At 43.1% G+C, this 19,682-nt stretch carries 16 protein-coding genes; 4 read left to right on the top strand and 12 right to left on the bottom strand.

The window, feature by feature from the left end; translation table 11 throughout:
* Nucleotides 1–209: 209 nt before the first annotated feature.
* Nucleotides 210–2,144 (top strand): PAS domain-containing protein, encoded by a 1,935-nt coding sequence (locus AC1DXF_RS07480; RefSeq protein WP_477447680.1) that lies wholly within the window; start codon nucleotides 210–212, stop codon nucleotides 2,142–2,144.
* A 194-nt stretch (nucleotides 2,145–2,338) separates the two neighbouring features.
* On the opposite strand, the gene AC1DXF_RS07475 is transcribed toward AC1DXF_RS07480, so the two are convergent.
* The 7 genes from AC1DXF_RS07475 to AC1DXF_RS07445 all read right to left on the bottom strand — a co-directional run bounded on the left by AC1DXF_RS07475 (nucleotide 2,339) and on the right by AC1DXF_RS07445 (nucleotide 13,685).
* The gene (locus tag AC1DXF_RS07475) at nucleotides 2,339–4,723 is read right to left on the bottom strand and encodes an FtsX-like permease family protein (protein ID WP_477447679.1); all 2,385 of its coding nucleotides are present in this window, start codon (nucleotides 4,721–4,723) and stop codon (nucleotides 2,339–2,341) included.
* Nucleotides 4,724–4,962: 239 nt separating this feature from the next.
* The gene (locus tag AC1DXF_RS07470; protein ID WP_477447678.1) at nucleotides 4,963–6,669 is read right to left on the bottom strand and encodes a sodium:solute symporter family transporter; all 1,707 of its coding nucleotides are present in this window, start codon (nucleotides 6,667–6,669) and stop codon (nucleotides 4,963–4,965) included.
* 772 nt (nucleotides 6,670–7,441) lie between these two features.
* A complete protein-coding gene (gene araA, locus AC1DXF_RS07465) occupies nucleotides 7,442–8,932 on the bottom strand; it encodes an L-arabinose isomerase (protein WP_090640973.1) in 1,491 nt (496 codons plus the stop codon).
* 159 nt (nucleotides 8,933–9,091) lie between these two features.
* Nucleotides 9,092–10,459 (bottom strand): glycoside hydrolase family 27 protein, encoded by a 1,368-nt coding sequence (locus tag AC1DXF_RS07460; protein WP_477447677.1) that lies wholly within the window; start codon nucleotides 10,457–10,459, stop codon nucleotides 9,092–9,094.
* Nucleotides 10,460–10,462: 3 nt separating this feature from the next.
* Nucleotides 10,463–11,161 (bottom strand): L-ribulose-5-phosphate 4-epimerase, encoded by a 699-nt coding sequence (locus tag AC1DXF_RS07455; protein ID WP_090640978.1) that lies wholly within the window; start codon nucleotides 11,159–11,161, stop codon nucleotides 10,463–10,465.
* A complete protein-coding gene (locus tag AC1DXF_RS07450; protein WP_477447675.1) occupies nucleotides 11,158–12,876 on the bottom strand; it encodes a ribulokinase in 1,719 nt (572 codons plus the stop codon). Before AC1DXF_RS07450 ends, AC1DXF_RS07455 begins: the two co-directional genes overlap by 4 nt.
* A gap of 107 nt (nucleotides 12,877–12,983) precedes the next feature.
* Nucleotides 12,984–13,685, bottom strand: a complete 702-nt coding sequence (locus AC1DXF_RS07445; RefSeq protein ID WP_477447673.1) for an NUDIX hydrolase — start codon at nucleotides 13,683–13,685, stop codon at nucleotides 12,984–12,986.
* 306 nt (nucleotides 13,686–13,991) lie between these two features.
* Here AC1DXF_RS07445 and AC1DXF_RS07440 point away from each other — a divergent pair, with 306 nt between their 5' ends.
* Nucleotides 13,992–15,167: an aldose epimerase family protein gene (locus tag AC1DXF_RS07440; RefSeq protein ID WP_477447671.1), complete on the top strand. Its 1,176-nt coding sequence runs from the start codon at nucleotides 13,992–13,994 to the stop codon at nucleotides 15,165–15,167.
* Nucleotides 15,168–15,220: 53 nt separating this feature from the next.
* Nucleotides 15,221–15,811 carry an RNA polymerase sigma-70 factor gene (locus AC1DXF_RS07435; RefSeq protein ID WP_477447669.1) on the top strand — a complete coding sequence of 197 codons (591 nt, stop codon included), beginning with the start codon at nucleotides 15,221–15,223 and terminating at the stop codon, nucleotides 15,809–15,811.
* 17 nt (nucleotides 15,812–15,828) lie between these two features.
* On the opposite strand, the gene AC1DXF_RS07430 is transcribed toward AC1DXF_RS07435, so the two are convergent.
* The 5 genes from AC1DXF_RS07430 to AC1DXF_RS07410 form a co-directional block, all read right to left on the bottom strand.
* The gene (locus AC1DXF_RS07430) at nucleotides 15,829–17,148 is read right to left on the bottom strand and encodes an ATP-binding protein (protein ID WP_477447667.1); all 1,320 of its coding nucleotides are present in this window, start codon (nucleotides 17,146–17,148) and stop codon (nucleotides 15,829–15,831) included.
* Between the two features lie 119 nt (nucleotides 17,149–17,267).
* Entirely contained in the window at nucleotides 17,268–17,621 is a 354-nt protein-coding gene (locus tag AC1DXF_RS07425; RefSeq protein WP_477447665.1) for a hypothetical protein, read from the bottom strand.
* 85 nt (nucleotides 17,622–17,706) lie between these two features.
* Nucleotides 17,707–18,381: a cyclase family protein gene (locus AC1DXF_RS07420; protein WP_477447663.1), complete on the bottom strand. Its 675-nt coding sequence runs from the start codon at nucleotides 18,379–18,381 to the stop codon at nucleotides 17,707–17,709.
* A 52-nt stretch (nucleotides 18,382–18,433) separates the two neighbouring features.
* The gene (locus tag AC1DXF_RS07415; protein WP_477447693.1) at nucleotides 18,434–18,694 is read right to left on the bottom strand and encodes a DUF1016 N-terminal domain-containing protein; all 261 of its coding nucleotides are present in this window, start codon (nucleotides 18,692–18,694) and stop codon (nucleotides 18,434–18,436) included.
* Between the two features lie 3 nt (nucleotides 18,695–18,697).
* Complete coding sequence (locus tag AC1DXF_RS07410) at nucleotides 18,698–18,838, bottom strand: hypothetical protein (RefSeq protein ID WP_477447661.1); 141 nt, start codon at nucleotides 18,836–18,838, stop codon at nucleotides 18,698–18,700.
* A 251-nt stretch (nucleotides 18,839–19,089) separates the two neighbouring features.
* Between AC1DXF_RS07410 and AC1DXF_RS07405 the strand changes: the two genes are divergently transcribed.
* A complete protein-coding gene (locus AC1DXF_RS07405; RefSeq protein ID WP_477447659.1) occupies nucleotides 19,090–19,662 on the top strand; it encodes a hypothetical protein in 573 nt (190 codons plus the stop codon).
* The last annotated feature ends 20 nt before the right edge of the window (nucleotides 19,663–19,682 follow it).

The following is a 19,682-nucleotide window of genomic DNA, read 5'->3' as shown; positions in this document are numbered from 1 at the left end:
TCACAATTATTTTACATGAAATTTCCTGCTTGCAGATGTTTTATGGATGCCTTTAATATTGGAAGCCTTATATTCATTAAATTAACAACATGCTTTTGTGCCGCCTTTTTACAGGCCGTACTTCAGGGTGGTTGATACGTATAGATATTTGTTGTAACCAATAATGTATTTAAACGTTTAATCTAATTAAATAATTTAACCCGAAGCTAATGCGGCACGGAGCTTTACGGATAGCCCTTATTTACGTCATTATCAGTTTGCTCTGGATCACTTTTGGCGATCGTTTGCTGTTTCGCCTGCAGGATAATTTTACCCGGGAGCAGGTTTTACTTATTAGTAGCAGCAAGGGGTATTTTTTTGTAGTTGCCAGCGGATTGTTTTTATACTACCTGATAAAAAGGAACGACAGGCAGCTTCAGCAACGCGAAACCCAGTACCGTAATATGTACGAGGCTAACCCGATGCCAATGTGGATATATGACGAAGCCCTTAATATAGTTTCGGTTAATGATGCCGCCGTTAGTACATATGGTTATAGCAGGGCCGAGTTTTTAACAAAAAGTATCCTGGATATCCGCCCGCGCGAAGATGCCGAAAAGGTGATTGAAGCGGCCGGGGGCTTATCGTCCAACCTGGATTTAAGCGGTACGTGGCGGCATATTAAAAAGGATGGCAGCGTTATCCAGGTAAGTGTCACATCGCGTAAAATAACTTTCAACAACAGCCCCAATGTACTGGTGATGGTACGCGATATGACCGAACAGCTATTATTTGAGCAGCGGTTAGAAAAGATAAACCAGGAGATTTTAAGCAAGAAGCGAAATTTAAGAGAAACACAGCTGATATCAAAAGTGGGCGGTTGGGAGTATTTTCCGGATACTCGTAAGCTGCTGTGGTCGGATGAGTTGTATGCGCTTACAGGCATTAGTAAGGATGATGAACGTGAGCCCTTTGATATTTACCTGGAACATATTTTTCCGGAAGACAGGCCGATGATGATTGCCGGGCTTAATGATTTAATGACCAATGGCAAAACCCTTGATGTTACCCATCGCACCAAGGCGCTAAACGGCGATACCAGGTATATGCGGCAATTGGCCCGTTTAGAGGCCGTGCCGGGCATGCCGCCGAAAGTAATTGGCTCGATGCAGGACATTACCGAACTTAAGGAACTGGAGGTGGAAAAAAACAGGCATTTAAGTAACCTGGAAAATACCCTGAACAGCATTAGCGATGCCTTTTTTGCATTGGACTATGATATGTGCGTGATCCGTATTAACCAGGCCTTTAATGACATTGTTGGCAACCGGTTCACCAAAATTGTTGGCGAAAGTATTTTTACCCTATTCCCTAAGGAAATGAACCGGATGTACCCTTATTACCAAAAAGCGCTGGAAGAGCGGGTGATAGTACGGATGGAAGATTATTCGCTGGTATTGAACAAATGGATCAGGCTGGCCGCCTACCCGATAGACGAAGGTGTAGCGGTTTATTTTTCGGACATAACCGAAAATAAATTAAAAGATATTAAACTTAAAGAAGCCGTAGAGCGGTATGAGCTGTTGGCGCAGGCTACCAAGGATGTGATTTATGATTTAAATATACCTGCCGATAACATTGTTTATAATGCCAGCTTAACCCAGCTGATAGATGTTGCTTATGAGCAAATAACCTATAACCTGGAGTGGTGGCGCAGTTTGATCCATCCTGATGATGTTGTGGAAGTGGTGCAAAGCCAGCAAAAAATTAAAAACGAAGGCAAAACCAACTGGGCCTGCGAGTACCGCATAAATTGCGGCAATGGCGTGTATAAATATATTATGGACCAGGGGTACTTTATTTATAACGAACAAAAGGAACCTGTAAGGCTGATTGGTGTTATTAAGGATATTAACGATTTAAAACAATCCATACAGGAAAATAAGCGGCAGAATGAGTTTTTAAAAGAGGTGGCATGGCTAAGCTCGCACGAGATAAGGCGGCCGGTTGCTACAATGCTGGGCCTGATGTACCTGGTAGATATAGCCGACAGTAATGAAGAGAAGGAAGAAGCATTTGAATTGCTGAAAGTTACTATCAACGAGATGGACGGCATTGTTCATCAAATTCACAGTAAAATTAATGATGCTGTTGATTTATCGTAATAAGGCTTTATCGAGGAGTTTTTACCCCATCTTGCGTAAACAACGATTAGCGGCCCCTGATTAATGCCTGACACCATATAAATGAACAGCCTGCCTTTCTCCAGGTCCAACAGGATTTGGGCTAAAGCCTTTTCGTTAATTTATTGATGATACGACGCTAAAGACCAATGACAGCGCAGCGAAGAGACCAATAACTACTCTACCTTTAAACTTTTTATTGGATTAACCATAGCGGCACGAATGGCCTGCGAACTTACGGTAAGCAATGCCAATGCCAGGGATATGAAGCCCGATATAGCGAAGATCCACCAGTTGATAGCTGTTCGATAAGCAAATTCCTGTATCCATTGATGAGTAAGGTACCAGGCTACCGGCCAGGCTATTAGATTGGCAACTATTACCAGCCAGGCAAATTCGCGCGAAATTAATACCGAAATATTTTGAACGCTTGCACCCAATACCTTACGTATGCCGATTTCTTTTGTGCGGCGCTCTGCGGTAAACACAGCCAGTCCAAATAGGCCTAAGCAGCTTAGTAATACGGCAACGCCGGCAAAGGCAGTAAATAACTTGCCGGTCTGGATTTCTTTGCGGTACATAGCATCAAAATTATCATCCATAAACTGGTAATCAAAGGGGTGAACTGGGTTGTAGCTATGGTAAATCTTTTCGGTTTGGCCAACCGCGTCTTTAATATATTCAGATTGTGCCTTAATATATAGTACACCACCATACTCGGCCGATTTTGCGGCGCTGAAAATAGTAGGCGCTATATCTGTTTTCAGCGTGTTGTTATTAAAATCCTTTAGCACGCCTTTGATCTGGCCAGATCGCCCCCAAAGGCTAATTATCGTACCAACAGGATGTTTCAGCCCCATCATTTTTATTGCGGCCTCATTCACCAGGTAATAAGCGCTGTCTACAGGTGTCCCTGTAAAACCATCGCCGCTTGCAAACTGCATTTTCATTACCCTGGTAAAATCTGCAGCAATTTGCATAGGGCTAATGTGTGCTTCGGTATTGGTGGTCAGCTTACCCGGCCATTTAATGTTATCAGTACTTGAGCCCATCTGCATGATGTCGTCGGTTGCAAAGGTAACTTCGGCTATGTGTTTATTGGTCCTTAAATCGTTTACTACGGTTTGCAGGTGCTGGCCCATATTTGCGTTCATCTGCACCTGGAAAACATTCTCGCGGTTATAGCCCAGGTTTTTAGTCTGGATAAAATGTAGTTGTTTGGATACCACTACAGTACAGATGATGAGCATTATGGAAAAAGAAAACTGTAGCACCACCAGCCCTTTACGTAACCAGCCGCCCCGGGCCGATTGGCTGATGGCCGACTTTAGTACTGCTGTAGGGTTGAATGACGATAATACCCAGGCAGGGTAAATGCTGGCCAAAGCAATAGTGCCCAGGCCAACCCAGGCTATAATTTGTAAAGTGGAGGTATTCCAATAATCAATAGGGTAATCTTTTCCGCTGATGCTTTGATAAAGCGGCACCAGCATAGGTATTATAAGCGACGCCAGCGCCAGCGAAACTATAAATATGAGCACAAACTCGGTTACGAATTGGATAATCAATTGGGGCCTGCCGGCGCCAACCACCCGCCTTAGGCCAACTTCTTTGGCACGCTTTGTTGCCCGGGCTGTTGACAGGTTAACATAGTTGATAACCGCTATGAGTAAAATAAGGACACCAATCAGCGTAAAAATTTTAACAGTTTTTATACCCGACGGCGTCATGTCGGGATTATACAGCCGTAACTTGTTTAGCGGTTGAAACAGGTAGGTAACATCGCCTTTTTTAACGAAGCCATTATTTTTAAGGTGGATATCTGATAGTTGTTTTGCTATTAAAGCTACATTGGTACCGGGGCTTAACTTAAAAAATGTACTGAAGTCAAAGCTGCCCCAGTCTTCATCAATGGTTTTCCAGTTACCATTGCCGCCAAAATTTTTACGTACTACGTTTAACGATAGCAAAATATCTTTACGCACGCTGCTGCGTTGCGGCATATCCTCTATAATTGCAGCTACGGTATAAGCCTCTTGCTTTTCGCCCAGTGACATGGTTTTGCCCAGGGCCTTGTCTGCCGATCCGAAATATTTTATAGCAGTGCTATTGTTCAGCACCAAATTATTAAGCTCGGCTAAGGCCGAAGCGGCGTTTCCCTTTATAAATTTACTATGAAAAATATCGAAAAATGATGGTTCGGTATAAGCAACGTTTTTTTCTACCAAATGAGCCTCGCCGGCAGTAACCAGTAGTTTCCTGGTACTGTAACGCACAGCCTTTTCAATACCCGGAAAGTTACTTAACGCCGTAGCGGCTATCGGTGCCGGTGTGCTTGTCCAGGTATCGTAATTGTTATCTCCTATTTTAATTTTGGCGTTAAGCCGGTAAATATTGGGCGCATCTGCAAATTGCGTATCGTAAACCATTTCATCGTTAACACCCCAAAAAAGTAAAATACTTACCGAAAGACCTATAGCCAGGCCAATAACGGCAATAAGCGAATAAACCCTGCTGCGCAGCAAATTTCTCCAGGCTGTTTTGATGTAGTTTTTGATCATCGTGATATCAGTTAATAGGTTGATATTAATAACGTTGCATTACAATATATGTGTAAACCGTTAATAACTATGCCAGTTTTAAAAAAATCTGATTATCAATACTTTGCGATCTTTCTTGCTTCAAAGAAGTGTTCGGATTCGTTACAGCCTCCGTGCGGATGTGAACGTGGCAATAAAAAATCCCCCGGCAATTAAGCCGTGGGGATTCAATCAACGTACACCTATAACAAATTTTTGTACTACCAGAACTTGGCATAAAGCATGGTAAGCAATAAAAGCGTTACTATAATTAATGCCAGGGTTTGTTTATCAACCTTAAACATGGCTTTCGGAATATCAAAAGCTTTCGGGTTTATTTTAGGACCAGCCAGGCTGATGATCACCATCACAATAATGGTAAACATAAACGATAAGCCCATACAGATCAGGAATGGAATTTCCCAGCCACCTTTACCATTAGGGAAGGCTGTGTACAGGATGGTTTCGTGGCCAAATAAAGCCGGTGCATAGTTATTAAACAGTACCGACATAGCAAAGCCTGTAAGTATCCCCGCAATAGCTGCCGCGCCGGTAGTGCGTTTCCAGAAGAAACCTAAAATGAATATAGCGAAGATCCCCGGGCTGATAAAGCCGGTGTATTTTTGGATAAAGGTAAAACCACCTTCGCCGCCAATACCCAAAAGATCTTTCCAGGTAAGGATGATGGAGAACACCAGGGCGGCTAAAATAGTGAGCTTGCCCACCCAAACCATCTTTTTCTCGTCGGCATCCTTAACCATATGCTTTTTGTAAATATCAAGCGTAAAAATGGTGCTGATACTGTTGGCTTTACCAGCCAATGAAGCTACAATAGCCGCGGTAAGTGCCGCTACCGAAAGCCCTTTAAGCCCGGTAGGCAAAAAACCCAATATAGCCGAGTAAGCATTATCTGAATTAAAGTGACCGCCCGATGCCATTTCATGCTGTAAGCCACCATTTTTGTATAATACATAAGCTGCAATACCCGGTATTACCACGATGATAGGCATAGCCAGTTTCATCAAACCGGCAAACAGGATACCTGTACGGGCGGTTTTTAAATCGGCCCCTAAAGCACGTTGGGTAATGTATTGGTTACAGCCCCAATAGTTCAGGTTCACAATCCATTGACCAGCAAAGTACATAGCTATGCCCGGCAGCGCCAGGTATTTGGTAATTTCGGCTTGTGGTGCGTCTGGTTTTGGTTTAGCCATCATCATTTTAAAGTGCTCAGGCGAGTCCTTAAACATCATTTTTAAACCGGCTATAGCATCTTTGCCTAAACCAAAATGCTCGCTTACCAGCGTTAAAGCAATATAAGTGGTAGCCAGGCCGCCTATTACAAGCACCAATACCTGTATTACATCGGTAAAGCCAATAACCTTCATGCCGCCAAGGGTAATAAATAAGGCAAACACAGCCAGCGCTATAATAATATTGTGCATCGAACTGATGTCGCCGCCAATCAGGTTATTAATAGCCAGTGCGCCCAGGTATAGTATACTGGTAAGGTTAACAAACACATATAAAAACAGCCAGAAGATGGCCATAATAAAACTTACCGTCTCGTTATACCGCGTATGCAAAAACTGCGGCATCGTGAAAATCTTGTTCTTCAGGTATACCGGGATAAACCATACGGCTACTATAATGAGCGCGATAGCCGCCACCCACTCGTAAGCCGCCACAGCTAAACCCACCGCGAAACCCTGTCCGCTGGTGCCAATAAACTGCTCGGCGGATATGTTAGATGCAATAAGCGAAGCCCCGATGGCCCACCAGGTAAGCGAACCCTCGGCCAAAAAGAAATCATGACTCGCCGATATACTGGCCTTTTTTTTGCGGCTGTACACCCAGTAACCATAACTGGATACCACAATAAAATAGATCACGAATATGACGTAATCAATGGTTGAAAATTTGTTCATAAATTGGGTTTAAATTAGTTTAATTGTATTCGTTCTCTCTTTTGCTTTTTTTATATAAAACACACAACCGGAATCCCATCGTGGGTTGTGCGTTTGGTATTATTGTTTTTAAACTCTTTGTCATTGCTTGGTACTCATAACAAATACATCATGTCATTGCGAGCGTAGCGTGGCAACCTCGTAGTATGCACAGCGGCTCTGCACAGTTCGCGATTGCTTCGTTCCTCGCAATGACATAGTTTTTTGTTACATAAAGACTTACGAAGTTTTTAAAACTTCGTAAGTCTCGCTTTATTTATTTCTTCCGTCGTTATCCACCAATCCTCAAAAATCTTAACTCTTGATTCTAATCTCTTGACTCTTTTCCCGGGGCGTTGCCTTTGGCCCGGGCTATCCGCTCATACTGCACAGGCCTTAGTCACGGGCCGGTATCCGCTGCTATCCCTAACGCGGAAGCTTCATTATAATTATGTCATTGCGAGCGTAGCGCGGCAACCTCGTCGCATGCACAGCGGCTCTGCACAGTTCGCGATTGCCGCGCTACGCTCGCAATGACATGGTTGTTGTGAGGCTCTAAAGCCGACATGTCATCCCTTTTTTTTCAGGATCATCCCGATATGTACTCGCAATGACATCATTCGTTTTATCGCTCGTAAAACACACCCCTGCTCCCGCACTTTTCCACCGCGCCCCCTCTCAAGAGGGGAACTAAAAACTAAAGCTGCAAATCAAAAGTCCTCTCCTTTGGAGAGGATTTAGGTGAGGCTTCTTCTTATTTATAAGCCACCTCGTTCCACAAAATCTCATTCCTGAATTGTGGTATGGTTGTGTCCTTGCCAATCCTTAAAAACTCAATGCCCGCCATATCTGCAAAATCCTGCATATGCTCGGCTGTTAAATTTTGGCTGTAAGCGGTATGGTGTGCGCCGCCGCCGTAAATCCAGGCTGCACAGCCGGTTTTCATGTCGGGCAGTGGTTTCCAAAGTACACGGGCAACAGGCAGGTTTGGCAGGTCTTCAACCGGTTCAACGGCTTCAACCTCGTTCACCAGCAGGCGGAAACGGTTGCCCATATCCACAATTGATGCATTAAGCGCTGCACCGCCGGCCACGTTAAATACCAAACGCGCAGGATCGGCTTTACCGCCAATACCCAGCGGGTGAACTTCTAACGCTGCCTGGCCATTAGCCAATGACGCGTCAACCTCCAGCATGTGCGATCCTAATACCAAAGCATTGTTAGGGTCAAAATGGTAGGTGTAATCTTCCATGAAAGCGTTACCGCCCGGTAGGCCAGCACCCATCACTTTAAATGCACGTACCAGGGCCGCAGTTTTCCAATCGCCTTCACCGGCAAAGCCAAAGCCATCGGCCATCAGGCGCTGGGCGGCAATACCTGGCAGCTGGATCATGCCATGTAGGTCTTCAAACGTATCCGAGAAGCCTTTAAAACCACCGTCAACCAAAAATTTGCGTAAGCCCAACTCAATCTTAGCGGCATCATATACCGACTGATGTTTAGCACCGCCTTTCTTAAGGTCATCGGCCATGGTGTAGGTAGCCTCATATTCTTCTATCAGTTCGCTAACGGATTCTTCGCTTATCGCGTTAATTACCGCAACCAGGTCGCCAATACCGTAAGTGTTTACCGAGAAACCGAATTTTAGCTCAGCTTCTACTTTATCGCCGTCGGTAACAGCTACAAAGCGCATGTTATCGCCAAAGCGTACAAATTTGGCGCCTTGCCAGTCGTACCAGCCGGCAGCGGCACGGGTCCAGGTTTCAATCTGGGCCAAAGCCTCAGGATCCTGCCAGTGGCCAACAACTACCTTACGGTTCATGCGCATACGCGATACCATAAAACCAAACTCGCGGTCGCCATGGGCGCTTTGGTTCAGGTTCATGAAATCCATATCTATCGAACTCCATGGAATATCACGGTTATATTGGGTGTGCAGGTGTAGCATCGGTTTTTTAAGGATGCTTAATCCGCGGATCCACATTTTAGCCGGGCTAAATGTGTGCATCCAGGTAATGATACCGATACAGTTTTCGGCTACGTTGGCAGCCTGCAGGGTTTCATAAATTTCTTCAGTCGATTTTACTACAGGTTTGTAAACCACACGAACGGGGATATTACCGGTAGCATCAATGCCGGCAGCTATTTCCTGCGAATGTTCGGCAACCTTTTTTAGCGTTTCTTCCCCGTATAAGTTTTGGCTTCCTGTAATAAACCAAACTTCAAATTTTTTAAGATCGATCATTTTTATAATTAGTGATTTATTGAATTAATGAATTATTGAGTTAGTGGATTATCAAATTAGTGATTGAAGTAACTGTTGAATTAAAAATTAAAATCGCGATACATTCTTGTTGATGGTTTTTATATTCAATAATTCAGTCAATCAATAATTCAATAATTATTATTTTGCAGGCGACAGTTTTAATAACGCTGCGCCGTGCAGGTTAATGTTTTGCTGGTAAGTTTTATTAAACTGGCCAACGTCTTGTTTTTTCCACAGGTCGCGCACCTTTACTTTGCCTTTAAGGCCCAGAGCCGCAAAGTTGACGGCAACACCTTTATTTACATCGCCGATGTTGAAAAGGGCTACATAAATGTCTTTACTGCCAGGGATGGTGGAATACCACACCATAGCGCCATCTTGTTTATACAACTGTTTTGGATTGGCCCCTTTTTGGTTGGCTGCCAAAACTTCGTCGTTGGTAAAAAGCTTCAGTTCAAATTCCCGGTTCTCGGGCATGTTACCACCTATCATCAAAGGCGAGCGGAAAATGCTCCAAAAAGTCATATGAGTAATTTCTTCATCTTCGGTAAAGCGGCTAAAACGTTCCTGCCCAACGGGGCCGCGTTTGCTTAGCTTACCAATCTGTATCATGTCACAATCGGGCCAATGACCGGGACCGCTTACGCCTTCCCAGCTTTTGGCATAATCAAACATATGCAGTATCTCTTTCCAATTGTCCCAAAAATCATCGGCCATGCGCCACATATTGGCATATTTAACCGCATGGGCTGCTTGCGCTACAGGAGTTTCGCCAGGCGAAAGGCTTAATACAATAGGCCTGCCACAATTTTGGATGGCTTTTTGATAACCTTCCACCTCGGCATTGCTATATGGGCGCGCCAGGTCATCTACCTTAATAAAATCTACCCCCCATGAAGCATATAATTCTAAAATCGAGTTCAGATATTCCTGTGCACCGGGCTTTTTCATATCCAGGCCGTACATGTGGTTCATCCAGGGGCATTTGCTGTTGGTATCGGCCACCATATCGGCAGTTATACCGTTGGTTCCCTTAACAGGTGATTTAGACCAGTATGCTTGTCTCGGGATACCGCGCATTACGTGGATGCCGAATTTCAATCCTTTGGCATGTACATAATCGCTTAAAGGTTTAAAGCCATTGCCGCCAAAGGCCGAAGGGAATTTGGTAGGCTGAGGGGTTAAGCGGCCCCATTTATCCATGGTAAGCCAGGGCACATAGGAGCCATCCTGCAAGCGCAATTGAAAAGGATTACCGATGTTGCTGCCCGGAGGGTTATCGTACGACCATAAAAAATCGACCACAATGTATTCCCAGCCATGTTGCTTCAGGTTTTGGGCCATATAATCGGTATTGGCCTTTACTTCATCTTCATGCACGGCCGAGCCGAAGCAGTTATAGCTGTTCCAGCCCATAGGCGGGGTAGCAGCAACGGTTTGTGCCGATGATGCCTGTGCTCCCAGCAGACCGGCTGCCAGTATAATGATATAGCGTAATGATTTCATAATTTATTGGCCGTAGTATGAGTTTGGTCCGTGTTTACGCTCAAAATGTTTTTTGATAAGCGAGTCCTTTAAACGTGGCGCCTGGTTATTAATTTGCTCGGTTAAGTAGGCCATTTGGGCAACCGCCTCTAAAACGGCGCTGTTGTAAACCGCTTTGTGCGCGGTTTTGCCCCAGGTAAATGGCGCATGATTGCCCACTAACACCATTTCTACTTCGTTATAATCCAGGCCGGCGGCTGTAAAATGATCCATGATCTGGAAACCGGTTTGGTATTCATAGTCACCCTCAATCATTTCATCGCTCATAGGCGGCGCACAAGGGATATCGGCTGTCAGGTGATCGGCATGTGTAGTGCCGAAGATAGGAATGTCACGCTGCGATTGCGCCCAGGCAGTGCCATAAGTGGAGTGTGTATGCACAATACCGCCAATGTTTGGCCAGTGTTTGTACAGCACAGCATGTGTTTTGGTATCTGACGACGGGCGCAGATCGCCCTCTACAGTAACCCCATCAAAATCAACGATCACCATTTTCTCGGGCGACAGATCTTCATAAGGCACACCACTTGGTTTTATAGCAAAAACGCCCAATTCCCTATCCACAGCGCTTACGTTGCCAAAGGTGAACAGCACCAGGCCCAATTTGGGCAGCTGCATATTGGCTTCATAAGCCGCTTGTTTTATGTGTTGATACTTACTCATGCCAAAACAGAATTATCATGAACGCCCAGGGTAGATTGTGCCGCTATTTGCTGCGCGATAAAACTGCCTAAGGTTTTGTATTTATTGTAACGGGCCAGGTATAAGGCCTCTTTTTCTTTATTTGGATAATACTCTACATCAAACCCGCGGCCCATACCCTGCATGGCATCTTCAACCGTTGGATAAATGCCCGCAACTACAGCCGCAAACATGGCCGCGCCTAAAGCACAGGTATGTTTAAACTGGTGAATACGGATAGGCATCCCCAATACATCGGCCATCATCTGCATTACAAACGGCGATTTTTTGGCCACCCCACCAATACCAATGATTCCTTTAACAGGGATACCTTCGCTGATGAAACGCTCTACAATGCTTTTAGCGCCAAAACAGGTGGCTTCGGCCAATGAGCGGAATACGCGCGGTGCATCGCTGCCTAAGCCTAAACCGGTTATTGCGCCTTTTAACTCCTGGTTGGCATCCGGTGTGCGGCGGCCGTTAAACCAATCGATAGATAGTTCGTTATCAAAATCCAAAGGCAACAAATCGGCCTGGCGACTTAATTCAGGGATGATCAGCTCGGCCATTTCGGCTTTTAAAGCCTCGGCGGTGGCTGCGTCTATAATGGTTGATTGCGATAACAGGTTATTCAAAGGCCACAACAGCACATTTTTAAACCAGGCATAAGTATCGCCAAAGGCCGATTGACCGGCTTCTAAACCCGTCATTCCTGGTATAACCGAGCCATTTACCTGCCCGCAAATGCCGGCCACCAGTTTGCCTTCAACCTCAACAGATGGTGCAACCAAAATATCGCAGGTTGATGTACCCATTACTTTGCTTAAGTGGTAAGGCTCAATCTGGCCACCTACAGCGCCCATGTGCGCATCAAAAGCACCGGTACCTACAATAACATCGGTTGACAAGCCTAATTTTTCGGCCCATTCTGCGCTCAGCGTTCCTGCGGCTTCATCGGCAGTATAGGTATCTTTAAATAGCTTATCAGTGATGCCTGTCAATAATGGATCAAGCGACGAGAAAAATTCATCGGGCGGTAAGCCGCCAAATTCCTCGGCCCATAAAGCTTTATGACCGGCAGAGCAGCGACCGCGTTTAATTTCTTTAACATCGGTACCGCCTGTTAACAGGAAGGGGATCCAGTCGCAATGCTCCACCCAGGAGTGCAGGGCTTCGTTTACCTGGGCGTCAACCCTTACAATATGCAGCAATTTGGCCCAAAACCACTCGGATGAGTAGATGCCGCCCACATATTTTAAATAATTGGTGTCAAATTTTGTAGCATGTTCATTGATCTGGGCAGCTTCCAATACCGAAGTATGGTCTTTCCATAAAATGAACATAGCATTGGGGTTTTGCTCAAAACCGGGTGTTAAAGCTAATGGCGTACCTGTTTTGTCAACCGCAATAGGGGTTGATCCTGTAGTATCTATAGATAAGCCTTTTACCGCTTTGGCAACTCCGGCGCCACCTGCTTTTGCAAGGCAATCTTTTATAGTAGTTTCTAATCCTTCTATATAATCAAGGGGGTGTTGCCTGAACTGGTTTTCGGCCGGTTTGCAAAATAAGCCTTGCTGCCAGCGCGGATAATTGAATACAGATGAGGCTATTTCTTCGCCGTTGTGTGCGTTGATTAACACGGAGCGAACGGAGTCGGAACCATAGTCCACTCCAATCACAAATTGGTCTTCTCTCATATTGGTTAAATAATTCGTGTTGAAGTAACACTTATTTTTTTACAATAAAAAATTTTTATTAAAAAACATTTAAATTGTTACTGAAACAAGGGGCTTAAAAGCTTAGTTTAAAGTGTATCCGGGTTGGGAATAAAATTCATAAATGATTGAAATTTAGCGTAATAGTTTTGCATGTTCAGCTGGTAGTAGTACGCACCGCGTTTTGAACCGGCTTTATCTTTATCGTTTAGCTTGATGAGTAAACCCGTGGCCAAAACCCGTTTGCTAAAATTCCGTTTATCAATCTGCGTGTTAAAAACGCTTTCGTAAAGTGTTTGCAATTGCGGAATGGTAAACCTGGCCGGCAAAAGTTCAAACAAAATAGGATGCATTGCAGCCTTGTACCTGATGCGCTTTTTGGCTGCCTCCACCATTTCCTGCTGATCGAAAATAAGTTTGGGTACTCGTTTTAGCGGGAACCAATCGGCATCGTAGTCTTTACTAAGCTGAATTTCGTATTTGTTAATATCTATTAATGCAAAATAGGTTATTGATACGGTGCGTTCTATAGGATCGCGTTTTGTGCTGCCAAATGTATGTAATTGCTCTAAGTAGACGCCTTCGAGCCCGGTAAGCTGTTTTAAAATGCGGTTGGCGGCCTGGTCTAAACTTTCGTCTACCTGCACAAAACCACCCATCAAACTCCAGTTCCCTTTCTCGGGCTGGAAGCCCCTTTTAATCAGTAGAATTTTTAAAGTATCGCCATCAAATCCAAAGATAATGCAGTCAACTGCCAGTAAAAGTCGCGTTTGTTTCGAATATTTTTGCATGTGATGGGGTAAAAAAAGCGCAAATGTAATTTTTTTGACCGCTAAAAAAACTAAATGCAATGCCATTTTACTGGCAAAACAGCATTAAAATTGATTTAGCGGACTTTATTGGTGTTTGGCTTACACCAATAAAAGTAAAAATATTTTAATTGTTTTTTTCACAATTAAATAAATTTTATTCTACCTTAGATTTTAATTAGGGTGGCCAATTGCCCCGATCATAAAACCAAACACCAAATTATAACCAGTTAAACCGCTCAAAAACTTCAAAAAAGTTTAAAAAAGCGACAAAAACTTTCAGGAATTATGCAAAAAGTATACAAAAACCAGTACTTATTTTACAGCTTCGCATTATCGCTATTGGTAAGCTGCAGTGGTCCGGCAGAAAAAAAGACAGCAGCAGGAGATTCTACATCGACAGTAGCCGCCGCAGCACCTGATGCCAAAAACTTTGAGGCTACCATAAACGGTAAGGCTGTTAAACTTTACACATTAAAAAACAGCAAGGGCACCAGCGTAGCCATCACCAATTATGGCGGCCGCGTTGTAAGCTTATTGGTACCCGATAATAAAGGAGCTTTAACCGATGTGGTTTTGGGTTATGATAGCGTAAAAACGTATCAAAAACCAAAAGAACCATTTTTTGGCGCCATTATAGGCCGCTACGGTAACCGCATAGGCAAAGGGAAATTTAGCCTGGATGGCAAAGCTTACCAGCTGGATATAAACGATGGCGTTAATACATTGCATGGCGGCTTTAAAGGTTTTTACGCACAGGTGTTTGATGCCGCGCAACCAAATGATAGTACCCTTAACCTTACTTACGTATCTACAGACGGCGAAGGCGGTTACCCCGGTACGCTTACAAGTAAAGTAACGTATACCTTAACCGCTGATAACGCGCTAAAAATAGAGTACACCGCGACAACAGATAAAACTACCATAGTAAACCTTACCAACCACGCCTATTTTAACCTGAACGGCGCCGGCGATTCAACTATATTAGATAACGTTGTAAAAATTGACGCCGATAACATAACCCCGGTTGATACCACGCTTATCCCAACAGGAAAATTGCAAGCGGTAAAAGGTACCCCTTTTGATTTTACCACGGCAAAAGCTATTGGTGCCAATATTAACGATAAAGACGACCAACTGAAAAACGGTAAAGGTTACGACCATAACTTCGCGCTTAATAAGCACGACATCACCAAATCTATAGCTACTGTAAGCAGCCCTAAAACCGGGATTGTGATGGACATATACACCGACGAGCCGGGCCTGCAGTTTTATAGCGGTAACTTTTTAACCGGCGCAACCAACGATGGTAAAGGCGGTAAAGCGTACCCGCACCGTTCGGCATTTTGTATGGAGACGCAGCATTTTCCTGATGCGCCAAACCAGCCTGCATTTGCATCAACCGTGTTAAAGCCGGGACAAACTTATCATACTACAACAATCTACAAATTCACCAATAAATAAGGTTGTTTAAGCTAATCAGTGTTATCGTTTGATGATTATTATCCCGAATTGAGATGTTGGATACCGAAATAAAATATCTGCTAAATGATATTGCTTTAAATAACAACAGGGCATCCTTTAAAAGGGTGTACCTGTTTTATTACAGCAAGTTATTTTGGTTTGCCAAATCATTTGTAAAAACGGATGAAGCCGCCGAGGAGATCATAGACGATGTGTTTTTAAACCTGTGGATGCAGCGCGCGAGGCTAACCGATATTGGTAACTTTAGTAACTATTGCTACATGTCGGTTAAAAATAAATCATTAACACATGTTTCAAAAGCGAAGCTGAACCAGGTGAATATTGATGATGTTGAGGTAGAGATTGCCGATTCGGCTGCTACAGGCGAAGACAAACTGATCTGTAGTGATACTACAGCGCTTATCAATAACTCGCTTAGTAAATTATCAGACCAATGCAAGCTGGTTTTTAAACTGGTAAAAGAAGATGGCCTGAAATACCGTGAAGTTGCCGAGCTATTAAATCTCTCAATAAAAACGGTAGAATACCACATGGGGAACGCGCTGCGGCAGATTTCTGTTGGGATAGTTAATTCGCAAAAAGACCAGGTGGCTGCTCACGGGAAGGTGCTTTCTGAAAAATGATGAGGGATAGCATCTGTTTATGCCGATGGATTTAATTCCGATACGGCATAGATTGGATATACTTGAATATTTTCATAAGCAGCATAGTTTTCCAGCGAAAAACGGACGCCAAATGGTACGTTTTTTTCGCTCAAAAAAAGAAACAAACTTTGCATTGACCCTTTTTTGCCCGATTTTACTTCAATGGGTATAATGTTTTCATTTTGTTGAATAACATAATCGATCTCGGCGTTGCTGCTTTTTGTTTCCCTGTGCCAGAAATACAAATTCTCCTGCCGGTAGCATGAAGATGATTTTAGTAGCTCTAATCCCACATATTGCTCGGCAATAGCCCCTTTGTTGATGGTGTCAAAATCGTCTTCAAACAATATTTCTGAAATAGGCAAACCCAGTAAACGTTGAAAAATGCCTGTATCTAACAATAGCATCTTACGTTTTTTAGGGTCTGCTCCGGCCCACAAAGGCAGCCCGTTTGCTGATGTATGGGTTACCGGGGTAACTAATCCGGCCATGATGAGCAGGTCTGTTGCTTCTTTAATTTGTTTGTGATTGGCCTCGGTTGCGGCTTTGTTATATATGAATTTGCCTCCAGACTGTTGTATTGCAGAGTCGAAAACTTCTGAAATACGTAAAAAAGGAACCCTCTTCTTATACTTCGCAAAATCAGCCTTCAAGGAGATTATCAGGTCATCCAGTACTTGTCCGCAGGTGTTGAGGTTACCATTCTTTACGTAAGCTGCAACAACCTCGGGCATGCCACCCAACACCAAAAAGCGCTTAACATGAGCCAGTAATTTTTGATGGATGGGAGGAGCCAATGGTTTTTTAATGGATGCGTTTTTTTTTGCAGTTAAAAGTTGACGCTCGCCAATGCCTTCAAGGTATTCATTAAACGACAGCGGATATACAAAAAGCGACCTGATCCTGCCTACTCCAAAAGATGGTATCTCGGCCAGGGCAAATTCTAATAACGACCCTGCTGCTATTACATGTAGCCGGGGATATTTTTCATAAAAAAAACGCAAAGAAGATATGGCGGGTATGCAAGCCTGTATTTCATCAAAAAACAATAGTGTTTTGCCAGGGATAATAGGAACGTTATATAATATTGACAGGTTTTCACAAAGCTCTTCAGGATTTAAGTCGCCTTCAAAAAGTTGATGAACTCGTCGTTGCTCTTCAAAGTTAATTTCTAAAAAATAATCAAATTGTTTGGATAGATCCCTGACAGCAGTGGATTTGCCCACCTGCCGTGCTCCTCGCAACAACAAAGGTTTACCTTCTTTTTCTTTACCCCATGAGGTTAGTTCTTTATCTATATTTCTGGATAAGTACATTTATACAAGGCAATTTGCGATTTAATTTACATTTATACAAGGCAATATTAACTAAAAAAATACATTTATACAAGGCAATGTGATTGTTTTGGCTTTTAATTTCTTTAGTTTTTCAGCCCCTACTTCACCGACCGCAGCTTTAAATACCCGCCTAAAACAGATACCGGCGCAAAAATAAACATAGCAAATAGCTGCGTCCAATGACTGCCGGCAGATGTCAGCATTGATATGGCCGCCAGCAAAAAGATAACCAAAGCTAAAATGAAATTCAGTGTAAGTTTTGTTTGCCTGGCTATCAATTGCAATATAAATCCGGCTAAAACCGAGAAAAATGTACCATAAACTATGGTCAATATTTTAAAAGTGATTGGTGCATCCTGATGAGGGGGCTGGGCCATTAACTTAAACAGCAAAACCGAGCTGACTGCAAACACAGCATAGCCAGCAATAACCGATATTATCTTCCTGGTCATTTGGTGATTTTTTAATCAAATATCTGGTATATAAACATAAATAAGCTATTGAAAATTGCTTTGTTAAAACCGTGATGCTTCCTGATTAACCCGCCACCATCGCGTAAGCCCTTACCGGGAAAGTGCCCACACCTTTAAACTTAGGTGGCACGGCGTTAAATTTATAGTTGCCCAGGGGGAGTTTGTCGAGATTGCATAAATGTTCTACTATCAAAATGCCGGCACCCAATAATGTGGTATGTACCGGCCGGCTTTTGCCCGTAGTATTGTCGATGTTATGGCTATCAATACCAACCAGTTTTACTTCCTGGTCTTTTAAATATTGAGCAGCTTCGGCTGTAAGGTAGGGGTGGTTTTCAAAATAGGCCTCGGTATTCCAGTGTTTGCTCCAGCCGGTAAATACAATTACGGCCTTACCCCGAACGTCCTTATCACGAAAAAAATCGGCGTCAATTGCTGTTACATTGCAGGCATTTATGGTAATGGCATCAAGGTTGGCAAATTGTTCCAGGGAAACTTCGGCCATGTCGGCGCCATGTTCAAACCTGTGGAAGGGGCAATCAATGTAAGTGCCCGTATTGGTTACCATTTCAATTTTCCCTATCTGGAATTCGGTACCGGCTTCATAAAGTCCTTTTGATTTTTCACGGCTTAAATAATCACAAATAATGGGAGCCGGCAAGCCTTTATAGGTAATCAGTCCGTTAAAAATAACGTGGCTAAGATCTATCAGTTTAGGGGTGTTATATGATTGCTTCATTGGCCGGGGAACTGGTGATTTTTTGGTGAATTTAACTTGAATACCTTGCGGCTTAAAAAAATGCGACCGCCCTGTTAAAACAGATGGGAGATTTCCCAGGCAGTGTTTGGGATTTTAATAGCTGCATTCTTAGATGTGTCCAGCTCAATTGTCTACGCAGCGCGTAGACAATCTCTATATCGGGAAAGGACTCGGCAAACTGGATACAAAGCTTTAAATGTTTTTCGCCCCAGCCTTTACCAAAAACTTCAGTCAATTGCTGAGATAGCATAACAACAATTTGTTTGCCATACTCAGCTCTTGAATTTTGCAGAACCTATTCACTAATCCGCCGGCCAACTTTCCAATAAAGCAATGTAATTTCGCTGTTTACGGCCAAAGCTACATCAAGCCTGCTACTGTCAATCAGGTTCTTAATATCGTTAGTCATTGGTTTTATACGGTCTATGTAGCTCATTATAAATAGTAATACGGACTTTTTAATTATTTGATTGCTAACGTATACAAAAAGACCATCATACGCAACTTCACTTATAAAACAATGCGAATGTTTAGCAGGCTAACACACTGCTGGGTGTTTGTTATTTCCAGTAATATTTTTATTGTAGTAGCAATATTCGAGCTTGTATTTTTTATTTATTATAGCTTTAGCATTAACTAATATATAAGTGTAGCTTTATAAAGTCACCCCAAGTTAGAGTATCCTATATGTTAAATGCCTCTATAAAAACAACAAGGAATGTAGCTTCCGCCAGCCTCGCGATTGTTTTTATTATTGATATTATTACTCCCCAGGCATTTGTAGTTGATATTTTATATATCTGCTGTATCCTCCTTGTATACAGGCAAACCAACAAAACAATTATAAGCTTCAGTACAATTGCCTGTGTCTTGATTTTTATTGATGCCCTATTTTTTAACCATAATGGGAAATTTGAGTTATCCGACTGGGTTAACCGGGGGATATCGGTATTGGCTATTTCAGTTGTTTCTTATATCTCTATACTTTACGGAAAATTAAACCGGGCAGGCAGGCTTAAAGAAAAGCAACATTTAGAAGACCTGAAAGAAATGCTGTTTATAACATCGCATAAAGTGCGAAAGCCGGTTGCAAACATAATGGGACTGATTGAAAGTTTAAATGATGTCAATGCCGATTTTTCGGCAGATGATTTAAAGAAATCTTATGTATACCTCCAGCTTTCGGCCAATGAACTGGATAACTTTCTTAAAGAATTAAGTCTGTTTATTGAGCTGACAGAACAACATAGCAAGGCTTAGTATTGAATAATACTTATCAA

Source organism: Mucilaginibacter sp. P2_A5 (assembly GCF_056404995.1).
The sequence above is the reverse complement of the archived record's forward strand: the minus strand, read 5'-3'. Positions and strand labels throughout refer to the sequence as shown.